Annotated in this window: 13 protein-coding genes and 1 other annotated feature; of the genes, 3 read left to right on the forward strand and 10 right to left on the reverse strand. The window is 45.7% G+C overall.

Annotated elements, in window-relative coordinates; translation table 11 throughout:
• Nucleotides 1–378 precede the first annotated feature (378 nt).
• Nucleotides 379–2,136: an ABC transporter ATP-binding protein gene (locus tag ACXHJ2_RS12775; protein WP_165079988.1), complete on the forward strand. Its 1,758-nt coding sequence runs from the start codon at nt 379–381 to the stop codon at nt 2,134–2,136.
• Nucleotides 2,136–4,226 carry an ABC transporter ATP-binding protein gene (locus ACXHJ2_RS12780; RefSeq protein WP_165079989.1) on the forward strand — a complete coding sequence of 697 codons (2,091 nt, stop codon included), beginning with the start codon at nt 2,136–2,138 and terminating at the stop codon, nt 4,224–4,226. Before ACXHJ2_RS12775 ends, ACXHJ2_RS12780 begins: the two co-directional genes overlap by 1 nt.
• A gap of 113 nt (nt 4,227–4,339) precedes the next feature.
• Here the strand turns inward: ACXHJ2_RS12780 and ACXHJ2_RS12785 are convergent, their stop codons facing one another.
• From ACXHJ2_RS12785 to ACXHJ2_RS12795, 3 genes are all read right to left on the reverse strand, one after another.
• The gene (locus ACXHJ2_RS12785; protein WP_090735442.1) at nt 4,340–5,308 is read right to left on the reverse strand and encodes an S-layer homology domain-containing protein; all 969 of its coding nucleotides are present in this window, start codon (nt 5,306–5,308) and stop codon (nt 4,340–4,342) included.
• Between the two features lie 276 nt (nt 5,309–5,584).
• On the reverse strand, nt 5,585–7,309 hold the full coding sequence (gene argS, locus ACXHJ2_RS12790; protein ID WP_165079990.1) for an arginine--tRNA ligase: 1,725 nt from the start codon (nt 7,307–7,309) through the stop codon (nt 5,585–5,587).
• Between the two features lie 59 nt (nt 7,310–7,368).
• Nucleotides 7,369–7,627 (reverse strand) — a binding site (T-box leader).
• Nucleotides 7,628–7,704: 77 nt separating this feature from the next.
• Nucleotides 7,705–8,034 carry a four-helix bundle copper-binding protein gene (locus tag ACXHJ2_RS12795; protein WP_040101534.1) on the reverse strand — a complete coding sequence of 110 codons (330 nt, stop codon included), beginning with the start codon at nt 8,032–8,034 and terminating at the stop codon, nt 7,705–7,707.
• A 263-nt stretch (nt 8,035–8,297) separates the two neighbouring features.
• On the opposite strand from ACXHJ2_RS12795, the gene ACXHJ2_RS12800 reads away from it, so the two are divergent.
• Nucleotides 8,298–8,813, forward strand: coding sequence for a MogA/MoaB family molybdenum cofactor biosynthesis protein (locus tag ACXHJ2_RS12800; protein ID WP_025679788.1), 516 nt, complete (start codon nt 8,298–8,300; stop codon nt 8,811–8,813).
• 65 nt (nt 8,814–8,878) lie between these two features.
• Here ACXHJ2_RS12800 and ACXHJ2_RS12805 read toward each other — a convergent pair whose 3' ends face one another.
• The 7 genes from ACXHJ2_RS12805 to pduL form a co-directional block, all read right to left on the reverse strand.
• Nucleotides 8,879–10,342, reverse strand: coding sequence for a nicotinate phosphoribosyltransferase (locus tag ACXHJ2_RS12805; protein WP_025679787.1), 1,464 nt, complete (start codon nt 10,340–10,342; stop codon nt 8,879–8,881).
• A gap of 119 nt (nt 10,343–10,461) precedes the next feature.
• Entirely contained in the window at nt 10,462–11,028 is a 567-nt protein-coding gene (locus ACXHJ2_RS12810) for a cysteine hydrolase family protein (protein ID WP_025679786.1), read from the reverse strand.
• A 67-nt stretch (nt 11,029–11,095) separates the two neighbouring features.
• Nucleotides 11,096–11,884: an NUDIX domain-containing protein gene (locus ACXHJ2_RS12815; RefSeq protein ID WP_013370763.1), complete on the reverse strand. Its 789-nt coding sequence runs from the start codon at nt 11,882–11,884 to the stop codon at nt 11,096–11,098.
• A gap of 65 nt (nt 11,885–11,949) precedes the next feature.
• A complete protein-coding gene (locus ACXHJ2_RS12820) occupies nt 11,950–12,354 on the reverse strand; it encodes a PaaI family thioesterase (RefSeq protein WP_165080176.1) in 405 nt (134 codons plus the stop codon).
• 139 nt (nt 12,355–12,493) lie between these two features.
• Entirely contained in the window at nt 12,494–12,946 is a 453-nt protein-coding gene (locus ACXHJ2_RS12825) for a RicAFT regulatory complex protein RicA family protein (protein WP_025679785.1), read from the reverse strand.
• Nucleotides 12,947–13,029: 83 nt separating this feature from the next.
• A complete protein-coding gene (gene miaB / locus ACXHJ2_RS12830; RefSeq protein WP_025679783.1) occupies nt 13,030–14,583 on the reverse strand; it encodes a tRNA (N6-isopentenyl adenosine(37)-C2)-methylthiotransferase MiaB in 1,554 nt (517 codons plus the stop codon).
• Nucleotides 14,584–14,880: 297 nt separating this feature from the next.
• Nucleotides 14,881–15,453 (reverse strand): phosphate propanoyltransferase, encoded by a 573-nt coding sequence (gene pduL / locus ACXHJ2_RS12835; RefSeq protein ID WP_016821010.1) that lies wholly within the window; start codon nt 15,451–15,453, stop codon nt 14,881–14,883.
• Between the last annotated feature and the right edge of the window lie 18 nt (nt 15,454–15,471).

The following is a 15,471-nucleotide window of genomic DNA, read 5'->3' on the forward strand; positions in this document are numbered from 1 at the left end:
CTCATGTAAGAATGAACCCATTTTGAGGAAGAAAGGAGTGTTTCCGGTGCTAAAATTTATGATTGTATTTCACCCACATCTACAAACACAACAACTTCATACCGGAGCATCCCCCCTGTCGCATCCTTCAGAATTGGGCCATTCCTGTTGTATGGTTTAATACGAGTGGCTGCCTGCGTTTAAGCAGTTTTTCAGTGGCGAGTATGCTGAGAATACCTGCGCGCCATATGATATTGAGATTTAAGGCATATCGTCTGCGGACGGTATGCCTTTTTTGCGCCTGTTGCCGAATTATACTTGTGGCAGCAAGCCGCTGTTGTTTCTTCAAAATGGTACACAACTCTCGAATGAACTTGACATGAAAGGATGGGATTCCTCTTGTTTTCAGTACTCAAAAATTTAGGCTGGTTTTTTAAAAGAGAACGAAGCCGATACTCCATTGGATTGTTTTTGCTGATTGCGGTTGGCGTTTTGGAGCTCGCTCCACCTCGGCTGCTAGGCAGCGCCATTGATGAGATTGTACGTGGTTCGATTTCCTGGTCCTCGCTTTGGCGTTATATTTTGTACATCATAGGGATTCTTGCCGTCATCTACTACATTACGTACATATGGATGCACAAGCTGTTTGGTGGTGCTAATCTGGTGGAGCGCCTATTGCGTACACGTTTTATGAATCATTTGCTGCGGATGACCCCTCCATTTTTTGAACGCAATCGTACAGGTGATCTGATGGCTCGTGCCACGAACGATCTTCGCTCTGTAGCAAGTACAGCAGGCTTCGGTATGTTGACATTAACAGACTCCACTGTCTACCTTACCGTTGTATTGGTTGCCATGGGCACCCTGATTAGCTGGAAGCTAACACTGGCGGCCATTCTGCCCCTTCCTTTTATTGCGCTGGCCATGAGTATTTACGGTAAAGCCGTACATGAGCGTTACACACTGGCACAGGATGCATTTGGCGATATGAACGACCAAGTGCTGGAGTCGGTGGCAGGTATCCGTGTCATTCGAGCTTATGTGCAAGAACGAATGGACGAAAAACGTTTTGCCGATATTACTGAGGATGTGTTTCGTAAAAACTTGGCAGTTGCGCGGATGGATGCTCTCTTTGAACCGACGATCCGTTTATGTGTAGGACTTAGCTACGTTATCGGTCTCGGGTATGGTATTTATCTGGTATTTCATAACGATATCACGCTAGGCGAACTAGTATCTTTTAACATGTATCTAGGAATGATGATTTGGCCGATGTTTGCTATTGGCGAGCTGATTAACATTATGCAGCGCGGTAGCGCTTCTCTGGACCGGGTCAATGAAACTCTCGATGTCCAGCCAGACGTTCAGAATGTAGCTCAACCTGTTCCAGTGGATCGTCCCGAATCCATCACCATGAAAGACGTGACTTTCCGTTATCCTACCTCCACGGTTGACAATCTGTCACATGTGAACCTGGAGCTCAAACGCGGAGAAACACTAGGTGTCGTTGGTCGAACAGGCAGCGGGAAATCCACTTTGCTCAAACAGCTATTGCATGAATATCCGACTGGCAGTGGTGATATTTTAATTTCCGGTACCCGGCTGGAGGACATTGCAGTAGAACAATTACACAGCTGGATTGGCTACGTGCCGCAAGAACAAATCTTGTTCTCCAAATCGGTGCGCGAGAACATTCAGTTCGGGAAGCCCGGGGCAGATGATGACGACATCATGGAAGCGATCCGTACGGCTGCCTTTGACCAAGATTTGGGTACCCTGTCCGATGGGCTGGATACACTGGTCGGAGAAAAAGGCATCGCCCTGTCCGGTGGTCAGAAGCAGCGTGTTTCGCTTGCGCGCGCCTTTATCGGTGATCCAGATATTCTAGTGCTCGACGATGCACTGTCAGCAGTAGATGCGCGCACGGAAGCACGTATTATTGACAATATCCGGCATAAACGCTCGGGTAAAACAACCTTGATCTCCACTCACCGTCTATCGGCTGTAGAGCATGCAGACCGGATCGTCGTGCTGGAGCAAGGACGCATTATTGAGGAAGGAACCCACAACGAGCTGCTTCAGGCTGACGGATGGTACCGACAACAATATGAACGGCAACAAGTGGAATCTGATCTGACCTCAGGGGAGGTATCCTAATGAAACCCAATATCGGCAAAAGACTGTTCCAGTATGCACTGACGAGCAAAGCGGGTTTTATTGCCGCTCTCATCGCCTTGGCTATTGGAGTAGCCGCCGAGCTCGCCGGTCCCTTCATCGCCAAAACGATGATTGACGACCATATGCTCGCTATTGAAAAACCATTTTATGAGACGACTAGTGTGGACGGCGCTGTAAGTTATGCTGGAACCCATTTTAAACGTGAAGATCGCTTTGAAGCCGGGGAGGCCAAAGGGCGCGAAGCGAGGATTTTACAAGTTGGCAAATCTTTTGTATTTGTCGATGGCTCTGTCCAAGTAGCGGATGGTAGCCGATCCTTTACGAACGGTACGTTGATCGTGACACGCAGCTCCGACACCTTTCATTACAAAGCCAAGGCTTTAACCGCTGATGAGCTGTATAGCTTTTATAAACCAGAAATGCCCGGCATCTTTCAGCTGATTGGGTGGTATTGCTTCTTTTTGGTCGTTTCGATTTTTGCCGAATTCGGCAAAACATACTGGCTGCAATCCTCGGCGAACAAGGTCATTCAGAAGCTTCGACTTGATCTCTACGCACACATTCAGCGCTTGCCAGTTTACTTTTTTGATAACTTACCCGCAGGTAAGGTCGTATCCCGTGTTACGAATGACACGGAGGCAGTCAAAGATTTGTTTGTGGCTGTACTCTCCAACTTCACTTCAGGGATTGTAACGATGACAGGGGTATATGTTGCACTCTTTTTACTGGACTTCAGACTGGGTCTGATCTCTCTATTTATTGTACCGTTACTGATCTTATGGATCATATTGTACCGCAAGGTTGCAACCCGCTATAACACGATCATTCGGTCCAGACTCAGTGAGATTAATGCGATTATCAATGAATCCATTCAGGGAATGTCCATTATTCGCGTATTCCGGCATCAGAAACAAACACAGCAAGAGTTTGAAGAGTTGAATGATGACTATATGAAGCATCAGAATAAAATGCTGAATTTGAACGCTTTTACTTCGCATAATTTGGTCAATGTATTGAGAAACCTCGCCTTCGCTGTCGTGTTGTGGTATTTTGGATCTGCAGCGCTTGGCACTACAGGTAGTGCGATATCATTAGGGGTATTGTATGCCTTCGTCGATGTGTTGGGTCGATTGTTCCAACCTATTACGGGTATGGTCAACCAGCTCGCCGTACTGGATACTTCCATCGTATCCTCAGGACGTGTATTTGAATTGATGGACGAAACTGGAGAGCCAGTGACAGACGGTACTATGCCGCGTTACAAAGGCCAGGTAGAATTTAACGACGTTTCCTTTGCCTACAAAAAGGATGATGTGCTTAAGCATATTTCCTTTACAGCACAGCCTGGCCAAACGGTTGCCCTTGTCGGGCATACCGGATCAGGTAAGAGTTCGATTATCAACCTGCTATTCCGGTTCTATGATCCGCAAAAAGGGACGATCACCATTGACGGAACGCCTGTCAAAAATATTCCTAAGCAATGGCTTCGCCATCATATGGGTATTGTTCTTCAAGATCCATATTTGTTCACAGGCACGGTAGCCTCTAATGTCAGTCTCGGAGACAGCAGAATTACAAGAGAGCAGGTAAACAAAGCGCTGCATGACGTTGGAGCCGACAAACTGTTAGCCCATTTGCCCCAAGGATTTGATGAGCCTGTTATTGAAAAAGGCAGTACCTTATCCGCCGGGCAACGCCAGCTTATTTCGTTTGCTCGCGCGTTAGCCTTTGACCCTGCCATTTTAATTCTGGATGAAGCTACTGCCAACATTGATACCGAAACGGAAGCACTCATCCAATCTGCTCTTGAGGTGCTCAAAAAGGGACGTACGACCTTTATCATTGCCCACCGTTTGTCCACCATTCGTAGTGCAGACCAAATTTTGGTGCTGCATCGGGGTGAAATTGTTGAACGGGGTAGCCATGACGAGCTTATGGCCCAAGGCGGACGTTACTTCCAAATGTATCAACTCCAGTCAGGAACGGTTGCAGCTGAATCTGTGTCTTCCTCAGCTACATCTTCAGCGCAAAATGACTTACTTACAGGCAAAATCGCATTTAAAGCTTAAATGATACTAGAGCTTGGGCTTACAATTAACATTTAGCATTAAAAAGCCAGCGGTCTCCATTCATATGGGGAACTCGCTGGCTTTATTTTATATATGACATATGGCATATCGTTTTATTTTGCTACAGACGTGCCTGTTCCAGTGGGCGGAAGCACGGTTCCATCGACTGCTTTGAGCGTAACCTTATACTTACTGTCTACCAATGTACTGGTGTGGGTATCCGTAATGACTTGAATATTCATTTCCCCTGGTTTTGGACTAGTCAGCTTGTAGTAAATGACAGCATTCGTATCATCTACGTAGTCGATGTGATCCACTTCAATACCGTATCCTGGGTTAGGTGCCTGCAGACGGGTGATGGTCACTTTGTTCTGCTGATCATTCGCCTTCTCTATGTTCATACTAATATTGGTTTGTTGGACCGGATCTACAGGCTCAGCTGGATTTTCCGGAGTGACTTGCACCGGTTTATGACTTTGTACAAACTCGGATGCATGGTAGACCATTTCTGCTGCCTCCATCCGTGTTACTTTACGATCCGGGTTAAAGTTGCTCCCCTCGTCCAATTTTGCAATTTTGGTCAACAGGAGAAATTGCACTGCTTCGTTCGACTCTTGGTCTAATTTTTTGCCATCTGCTACATTAATCAACATACGAACAGTAGGATATTCACCCGTTGCACTCACGGCTTTATACAGAATATTCGCGAATTGTTCCCTTGTCATACGGGTGCTCGGATCAATATCCGGTGACAGAGGGATTTGGTGCTGGACTGCAATCCGGTAGGAATCGGCATACCATGCGGAAGCCGGAATGTTTGCAAAGGAGCCCGTTGTGAAATCAGGCATAACCTGAAGATCCATTCCACGAACAACCAAGTGTACTCCTTGTGCATACGTGAGTGTTTGATCTGGTGCAAACTTATCCTTGGTTATCCCTTGAATAATTCCTTTGTTCTGAAGTGAACTTACGATCTTCTCCTGCTCAGCTCCCTTTATATCTCTAAAAGCAGAAGCCGACGTAGCCACAGCCAATGAACAGACGACAAGCAGCGCAGCTGCCACGCTTTTATTTTTAATCATGAGATACACCTCCATGTTTACTTTGCTTCTATACTTACGGACGCAATAAAACCATCAAATGTTTCAAATATGCCAAATTGGTTGCAAAACAATGGAATACCTTAGCTATTAGTGTAACCCGTCTTGCTCTTTTCTGCTCACCATATCCATGCAAACCCAAAAGTGTCTATGACAGTTTTCCTTTTGCAGCACCTTTTAGAGAAAAAGAGCTGACTCGCAGTAATTTAGCTAGCAAAAGCAGCAGTGTACCTAACAAAAATACCCACTTGTGGTAGCTTACATCCGATTAGGAGCTTTCAATCCAAGAAGTCGCAGTGTACTTGCCAGCATATCCGCAGTCTGTTCCGCCAACTGAAGGCGCCATTGTCCGCCATCGACAATTCTTTCCTTAGCGTAAAAACGGTTAAACGCCTGTGCCGTATCTAACGCAAATCTCGCAATAACGGAAGGTTCCAGTTGCCTAGCAGCACGTATTAGCTGTCCGTGATAGCGATCCAACTGCTTAAGCAGCGCCCAGCCTGCGTCACCCAGCATTTCATCCGAAACGATATTCAAATCAGGAGAATGCCCGTCTTGGGCAAGGACGTTGTCACTGGAATTAGAATCAACATCAGAGCGGGCGCGAGCTTTCTCCAAAAGACTGCGTATGCGCGCATGAGTATACTGCACATAAGGGCCAGTCTCACCTTCAAAGGTCAGTGCCTCCTCTAACGAAAAATCCACTTCATTCAGACGGTTATTTTTTAAATCGCCAAAAATAATCGCTCCGATGCCAACGTCTTCAGCTATTGCCTGTTGCTCCAGCAAATTGGGATTTTTCTCCGTAATGATGGCTTGAGCACGCGCTACAGCTTCATCCAGCACTTCCTCCAGTTTCACAACCTTGCCGCGTCTTGTGGACATTTTTTTGCCCGCAAACCGCATTAAACCAAACGGTACATGCTCACATTGCTCTGCCCATGTCTCCCCTGCATGCTTTAGCACCGCAAATACCTGTTGGAAATGTAACTTCTGTTCCCCGCCAACGACGTACAGCAGGCGATCAGCCTTCATCACTTCATGACGATAAATCGCTGTTGCCAGATCACGGGTGGAATAAATGGTAGTACCATCTTTTTTCAAAATAAGGCACGGCGGCAGTTGCTCGTCTTCCAGACGAACCACAAGTGCTCCATCACTTTCTTCCAGCAGTCCTTTTGCTCTTAATTGGGCAACAACTGCCTGCATCTTATCATTGTAAAAACTTTCCCCCAACACATGGTCAAACGAAATGTTAAGACGTTGGTACATACGGTCAAATTCTCCCAGACTGACTTCAACAAAAAACTCCCACAGTTGTTGAGCTTCAGTATCCCCTTGCTCCAAACGTCGGAACCACTCGCGGCCTTCATCCTCCAAAGACAGATCATGCTCGGCCTCCTGATGAAAACGGACATATAGCTTCAACGATTCCCCGATCGGATCATGTTGTAGCTGCTCCTCATTGCCCCATCTTTTATAGGCCGCAATTTGCTTGCCAAATTGTGTTCCCCAATCCCCTAGATGATTCACACTAATCGGCACATATCCGGTTTCACCAAGTATGCGATACAAGGCGGCACCAATAACAGTAGAGCGAAGATGACCGATACCAAATGGTTTGGCAATATTAGGCGAGGACATATCAATCACTACTCGCTGTCCATATCCGATATTGGGCTTGAGAAACTCAGCCTTGCTCAATTCAGCAAGCATCGATGGAATATGAACAGATCGATCCAATGTAATATTTACATAGGCACCCGATGCTGAAGCAGTTAGACCCGCTTCACGGCTTACTAGCTCTGCCAATTCCATTGCAATATGCTGTGGAGACTTTCGAAATTTTTTAGCCAGCACAAAACAGGGAAACGCCACATCTCCCCATTCAGGCTGCGGAGGCACCTCGAATAAAGATAAAACTTCTTTCTCCTCCAAGCCCGTATGAGCTACAATAGCTTGGGTAGCAATCATCAACACCATGTTCCTCTCTCCTTCTTTTTATAAGATCTAACAAAAAAAGCCCTCGCCTCTTGATATAATCAAGAGACGAGAACTTCGATATCCCGCGGTACCACTCTTCGTAAATCGGTTGTATAGCTAAAGCTAGCTTACACAAAATCGCGATTTCACTCCATTGACAAATAACGGTGTCTGCCGGGCTGATCTACTAGAAGCTCTTATCGTTGGATCAACCGTCTCCCGGGTGCGCTTCACATCGGATTTCATACCGGCTTCCACCTTTTCCGGCTCGCTGTAATGATACGGTTCCGTTGCTACTCTCCCGTTCCTTGACGTTAATTCCCACCATTATACAAACCTATTTAGTAGAAAGCAACCTTTTATTCCCTCTTCAGGGACTAGTTCTGTATATGTAATTACACTGCCACCAATTGACGACAGACCTCAACACAATGACGGCAGGCTTCTGCACAATGTTTGCAATGATTATGGGAATGCTTGCTGCATTCAGCAGCACATACCTCACAGGCTTTGGCACATAGCTCACAGATTTCCTCGGCAAAATCCGTTCCGCGCTGCAACATTTGAGCAGCAAACCCACATATCTCTGCGCATTCCCTACTCACTCGAATACATTCACGCAGCATAGCTAGATCATATTCCTTCAAACTTGCTACATAGCATACATTGCAAGCGTTCATACATTCCAGGCAAGCATCCACGCATTTTTGGTATGAATGATTCATAATACATTACCTCCCAGTTGTTGATCCTGCTGTACTATTACCCGCTGAACCTTGAAATTAATCATTTGATGTTCGCGCTTGCAACAAAATAAACCCAGAAAATCCCGACTTATGTAAGGAAGTGTACTATATTCCAAGGTGTAAGCGCAAGGATATTAATCACATAACTTTTTAGCCTTCGTTTCTGACTTGCATCTAGTCTGTCATTCCTCTATTGTAAAAAAAGAGTATGCTTAACCACTGATCAAGGAGTGAACATTGTAATGAATATAACATCTGTAGAGGAGCACCGACAGGAATCTCCGCAGCAGGTTAACTGCATGGTCGTGACCGTCTCGGATACACGTACCATGGAAACCGATACTGGGGGACGACTGCTCAAGGAACTACTAGAAACGAATGGGTACAAGGTTGTTCGATATGTTATCGTCAAGGACGACTATGAAGGAATCCGGCAGTTGGTAGCCGAAGCTGCGGCACATGAGGACATCGAGGCTATACTTTTAACAGGTGGTACTGGCATCTCTCCGCGTGATACTACATATGAAGCCGTCTCCTCTCTACTGGATAAGGAATTACCTGGGTTTGGAGAAATCTTCCGTTACTTAAGCTTTGCTGAGGACATTGGATCAGCAGCTATATTAAGCCGGGCTGTAGCGGGCACTGTGGGCCAGACAGCTGTGTTTTCTATGCCTGGCTCCCGCGGAGCCGTTCGTTTGGCAATGGAACGCATTATTGTCCCTGAGCTGCGTCATGTAATGAGAGAAATTTATAAATAAGCTCCTATTTACACATTGTAGATACAAAAAAGGCACCCCATACATAGATGAGGTGCCTCTTCACATTATTCCTTTTCTTCAACTTCGGGCTGCATGTAGCTGTCAATCAGCTTTTGCTTCAGCTCCCATACCTTCTCACTAAGATTTACGCGATAAATTTCAGGGTTCAGCTTCCGCAAATATTCTGGCCAAAACAGTTTCAACTGTGATGCATGATAGGCACGAATTTCATCCAGTTCAGGAAGCTCGTATACCTTCTGCCCATTTACAAAAATAGGTTCAAGCATCGGTACAGCTTCGTAATTTTCTACATACTTCTTCATATATGGATGCAAAGGGTTAAACAGCTTCAGGCGCTTACCATTACGCGGACGTTCTTCATCCGGGAAAGAAATGTAATCAGCTACAGCTCTCCCTTTCTTCTTATCCACAATACGGTATACATCCTTTTTGCCTGGTGTAGATACTTTTTCCGGGTTACCCGAGATTTTAATCGTCGGCAGCATTTCACCGTCCACTTCCCGCTCAACCAGCTTGTACACTCCGCCCAGTGAAGGTTGATCTGAAGCTGTAATCAGCTGTGTTCCTACACCCCACACATCAATACGTGCACCTTGGGCTTTTAGATTGAAAATCGTATTTTCATCCAAATCGTTGGAAGCTACAATTTGTACGTAATCCAAACCTTCAGCATCCAGCATTTCCCGTGCCTGAATAGATAGATAAGCCAAATCACCGCTATCCAAACGGATGGCATTCATACGCTTTCCTTGACTCTCCAGCATCTTTGCTGTCCGAATCGCATGGGGAACACCGCTCTCCAGCGTGTCAAAGGTATCTACCAGTAGCGTAACCTGATCTGGTAAAACCTTCGCATACACGTCGAACGCCTCTTGCTCCGTCATAAAGGTTTGTACCCATGAATGGGCATGTGTCCCTTTTGTCGGAATCCCAAAGTGTTCGCCTGCCAGCATATTAGAAGTCGCATCGAAACCTGCAACATAAGCAGCACGTGCTCCCCAAATAGCTGCATCTGCCTCCTGCGCACGTCGTGTGCCAAATTCGAGCAGTGTATCGTCACTTGCCACCTGTTTGATACGTGATGCTTTTGTCGCAATGAGTGTCTGGTAATTCATAAAATTCAACAATGCCGTCTCGACAAGCTGCGTTTCCATAATGGTTCCTTCCACACGTACCAGAGGCTCATTCGGAAAAACAAGCGCTCCTTCCTTCATCGAGTGGACCGTTCCGCCAAACTTAAACTGGCGCAATGCCTCCATGAACATGGGATCGTACTTTTCCTCCTGCTCTGACAGATAGCGAATGTCCTCTTCTGTAAACCGCAAGTTTGAAATGTAATTCACAATGCGTTCCAGACCAGCAAACACGGCATATCCATTGCCAAAAGGAAGCTTACGAAAATACGCCTCGAACACAGCTTTACGTTGGTGACTTCCGTTCACCCAATGGGCGTACATCATATTAATCTGATATTTATCTGTATGTAATGCGAGGCTCGTTGACTTCATCGTATCATCCTCTCTGACTGTCCCTGGATTGGTGACGGCATACCGTCTTATCTGCCCAGATTCAGCAATATCCGGCTCTAATTTGTTATCGGACATTGGTGCACAATCGTTCAGTTATTTTACTTCTTCTGGAGCAAAAGCGTATCTTCAGCCGACCGCACCGTGGCTCCAAGACTTCCCTCAAAATGGCCCAAAGCCCAATCATGTCCCGCCTGATTAAAGCTCGCCACAGCGTCCTTGTATACGGTAATAGCAAAACCTTTGTTGTAAGCATCTACAGCTGTATGCAGCACACATATATCTGTACACACACCAATCAAATGAACTTCCAGAATCCCGCGTTCGCGCAACCTGAGTTCCAGATCCGTACCAGCAAAAGCACTGTACCGTGTTTTATCCAACCAATAGATACGATCACTTTGTTGCTTATAAAGGCTATGGAGTTTACCATACAATTGTCGTCCGTTGGTTCCACGTATATTATGTGGAGGAAACAGCTTACTCTCCGGGTGATAGAGGTCGTTCTCCTCATGTAAATCCACAGCCATGACAACAAAGTCCCCTTGATCCACGTAGGCCTGCGTAATAGCTGTGATCCGTTCATCTAGCTCAATTGCAGGTTGCCCCACAGGCAGACTACCGTCCACAAAATCTTTCGTGTAATCAATAACAATCAGTGCCTTCATCGTACAGTCAGCTCCTTATCATCAAAGTGAGGTTGTACGCTCTATGCGTGACCTATTCCAATAAAAGTTACGTATAGATAGATAAACGCGGTACTCTATCACTAAAGCGATACAACTGGGCCGGTCTTTGTGAATACTGATTGGAACTGAGCGGTTTGCCATTCTCATCCCGCACCTCTTCCAGTATTCCCTGTCTGCTACGAGTCGATGTTATTTTGCGAATAAAATTCGGCTCTTCGAAATCCGGTACGACGCTCTGAATCACCTGATACAATTCACCCAGTGTAAAATGTGGCGGTAAAAACTGCTTGGCTATCGTTGTCTGAAGCATCTGCAACTGAATTTTGCGATAAGCATCAACTATGATATCCCGGTGATCGAACGCCAGCTCCAATTCCTCCAACGCTTCTCTGATCGTAAATAACCCAACCTCAGAAGCATCATCAGCCGCCTGACGCTGCTCTAGCATCCATTCCTCTACCAGTGCAAAAAACGCATGCGATATAATCCACCCACGCGGATCACGACCTGGTCCACTATATACGCCCAAATACTCCAGATGCCCGCCATCTACACCCGTTTCCTCTAACAGTTCCCGCTTGGCCGCTCCATATATGGATTCATCTTCTTGACAAAACCCTCCAGGCAACGCCCAGCGTCCCGCAAACGGCCAACTACGGCGCTTGATGAGCATTACTTTCAGCTCACGAATCGGCAATGTTTTTGTTACCGTCTTGCGCTCACGCTTCGTTAAAGTAAACATTACGATATCCGCCGGAGCACCATCCGGGGTACGGTATTTCTTAATGTTATAAGACGCCTTCTGCGCCTCTTCGTTTATACGATTGCTATCCATTGGCATCACCATATTATATCGTTTTGATAAATTCATTATGACATAATAAAAATTTTTGTCAAGCGTCAGCCCTTGCCTGAATCACTTGCTTGTTGACGCAATACTCGGAAGGTTGCTGTAGCTGTACAACCGAGCGTACCTTCACTATCCCTCACTTCTGCCTGAGTGGTTATGGTGCGGCCTGCCTGATGAACAATCCGTGCCTTAACCTCCAGCCGTCCTTGTCTCATGGCTGACAAGAAATGAACGTTAAGATTCGTTGTTACACATGAATCCATATTTCGTGAAGCCATACTGACCATCCCCATCGCCTGATCCATCAATGTTGTGAGCACCCCCCCATGTACAATCCCCATCACATTGGTATGGTGTTGTTTGGCCTCCAAAGCGATATGTGCCTCGTTAGCATCAGCTGTAATCAGCTCACATCCTAAGTACTCCCAAAAAGTATTTTCTTCACCCTCTAGCATCTTACGCAACTTACCATTCCCTCGCTTTCATCCCATCTATGATGTCGCAATTCTTTTGGTATCTCATGAACATTTACAATGAGTAATTGCTTTCGAAAAAAAGGCGTGGAAGCTAAGCCTCCACACCATAAATCTTATTCTAGTCACTGCAATTCGAGGAGGAAGTAGTCTTTCCCTCTTCTACGTTCACCTTTTCAGCAACGGTATCACGGATGGCCGTGATCACCATCTGCAGCAGCTCATTAATTTCCACCTGGCTCTGCTGAAACTCCGTTACAATTGGAATACCGTCAAGCTCTTCCTGTAGCTCCTGAAGTTCAGCTTCTATTTTGGCAATCATTTTTTGATTCTTTAAAGATTCAAATGCTACGATTTCCTTTTGCTTCTTCTTCATCGTTGCAATCAGTTGCTGGATGCGCTCATGATCCTGAATCTTTTCTTCTGCTTTCCGAAACACCTGTACTTCCTCACTGCTGCCCAGAATACCCGCCAACTCTTTGGCCTTTGCCAATATCATATCGCGATTGACCAAATGATCATGCTGGCGCGCCGCCGATTGAAGTTCTGTTTGTTGCAACCGCTCCTCTGTCATTGTCCATCGCTCCTTTTCTCACTTAGATGGTCTTGCATGCAGCCCTTTAATCAGACCGCATGCAGGCCGCTAGACTATTCTTTTTATCCGTTAACCGCTACTGGCGTTTGAACCAAGTCACCTTTAATGTAGAAGGTCATAGGCTCTGTAATTTTTACTTGGACAAAGGAACCAATCAGGTCCTTAGAACCTTCAAAATGAACCAGCTTATTGGAACGAGTCCGACCAGCAAGCACTTTGCTGTCATTTTTACTCTCGCCTTCCACCAGCACTTCAACCACCTCGCCACGCAATCGACTATTAAAGCGAAGGCTGTTTTGATTCACAGCAATGTTCAGACGCCGGAGACGCTCTTTTTTGACCGACATAGGCACATTATCTTCCATCGAAGCCGCTGGCGTACCTTCACGTGGTGAATAAATAAATGTGTAGGCAAAGTCATAGCCCACTTCACGCACCAGAGATAGTGTATCTTCGAACTGTTCGTCTGTTTCACCCGGGAAACCTACGATAATATCTGTTGTCAGAGAAACATGCGGAACAGCCGCTTTTATCTTCGCTGCCAGCTCCAAAACACGCTCACGAGTATATTTTCGGTTCATTTTCTTCAATATATCCGTATTACCGGATTGTACAGGCAGATGAATATGCTCCACCAGATTGCCACCCTTACCAAGCACTTCAACCAAATGGTCGTCAAAATCACGCGGATGTGAGGTCGTAAAACGTACACGCGGAATATTGATTTTGCGCATATCATCCATCAGATCCCCAAATCTGTAATTCATATCTTTCAAATCCTTGCCATAGGCATTGACATTCTGACCCAGCAGGGTAATCTCTTTAAATCCTTGACGGGCCAAATCCCGTACCTCAGCAATAACATCCTCTGGCCGACGACTTCTTTCCTTACCACGTGTGAAAGGAACGATGCAATAAGTGCAAAACTTATCACAGCCATACATGATGTTTACCCAAGCCCGCATACCCTCACGCTTCTTCGGCAGGTTTTCGATAATGTCGCCCTCCTTGGACCACACTTCAACCACCATTTCTTTGCTAAAGAGGGCTTCCTTGACAAGCTGAGGCAAACGATGAATATTATGGGTACCAAAGATCATATCAACAAAACCGTGTTTTTGCATAATCCGGTTCACAACATTCTCTTCCTGCGACATGCAGCCACACACACCGAGCAGCAGTCCCGGCTTTTCTGTTTTGAGATGCTTGAGGTGACCCAGCTCACCAAACACTTTATCTTCTGCATTTTCACGGATAGCGCAAGTGTTCAGTAAAATGATATCTGCTTCCTTCCGATCCTCGGTTGCCTGGTAGCCCATTTGCTCCAGCAAGCCTTTGATTGTTTCAGAATCATGCTCATTCATCTGGCAACCGAATGTATATACGATATAATGCTTGCCCTCACCGATATGCTTTAGCTCGTCCGGGACTGCGTTATCATACAATACCTGTACGTCCTCTTTACCACGCTGCTTTTCTTTCCTATGGTTTGGCTCCGCCATAATGTTGATTTCACGTCCACGAATACGAATCTTTTTGCTGTGCTCATCTTCAGAAATAATCTTCGCATCCGAGAAATCAAAATATTTGGAGTAATCTTTTGTTTCCTTAGCCATTCCCTGGTCACTCCTTACACCATCTATTTCACGAGCTCATTTGTGATTTTACTGTATCTTTAGGCATTGGTTATTTTATTTTAGCTCCAAAAAAACCTTTGAAAAAGGCATTACACTAAATTATAGCATGATTTATAGGCCATAGCCATAGATCATCCCCGGATACGATTCAGATGCAGTGTGATGCTAAAGTTTTTTATGTTTATAGGTAAGGATTTGTGTATGTAGAGCATATAAAAAAAGCCCGACTCTTTTGCAAGAATCGGACTTTTACAACTTGTGTATCAAATACGTGTATTAGTCTACGATTTCAGCAGTGTCACCGTTTTTCACACCGGCTCCGTTCGCTTCATCCGTGTCAATATGCATATCCAAAGCAAAAGAATCGGACACACGTGCAAGAACATTTTCAAATACAAGGCCACGTTCGCCGCCTACACGTACTTTCAGCAACTGCTTGTCTTTAATGTCCCACTTAGCTGCATCAGATGTATGGAAATGAATATGACGGGCTGCTACAATAACGCCCTCTTGCAGTTCCACTTCACCAGCTGGTCCTTTTACTGTAATTCCTGGTGTACCATCAATGCTACCGGATTCGCGTACAGGTGCCTTTACACCAATAGCAAAGGAATCTGTGCGAGAGATTTCCAGTTGAGAAGCGGGACGAGCAGGTCCCAAAATGCGAACCTTATCAAATTGGCCCTTAGGACCAATTACAGCTACCGTTTCATTTGCAGCAAATTGTCCTGGTTGGGACAAAGGTTTAAATTCAGTCAATTGATAGCCTGCTCCGAACAAAATTTCAATATGCTCTTGAGTCAGGTGAATATGACGGGCGGAAACGCCGACAGGTACGATTTTAGTCATCGTGTGGTCACTCCTTTT

This window comes from Paenibacillus sp. ALE3 (assembly GCF_054113405.1).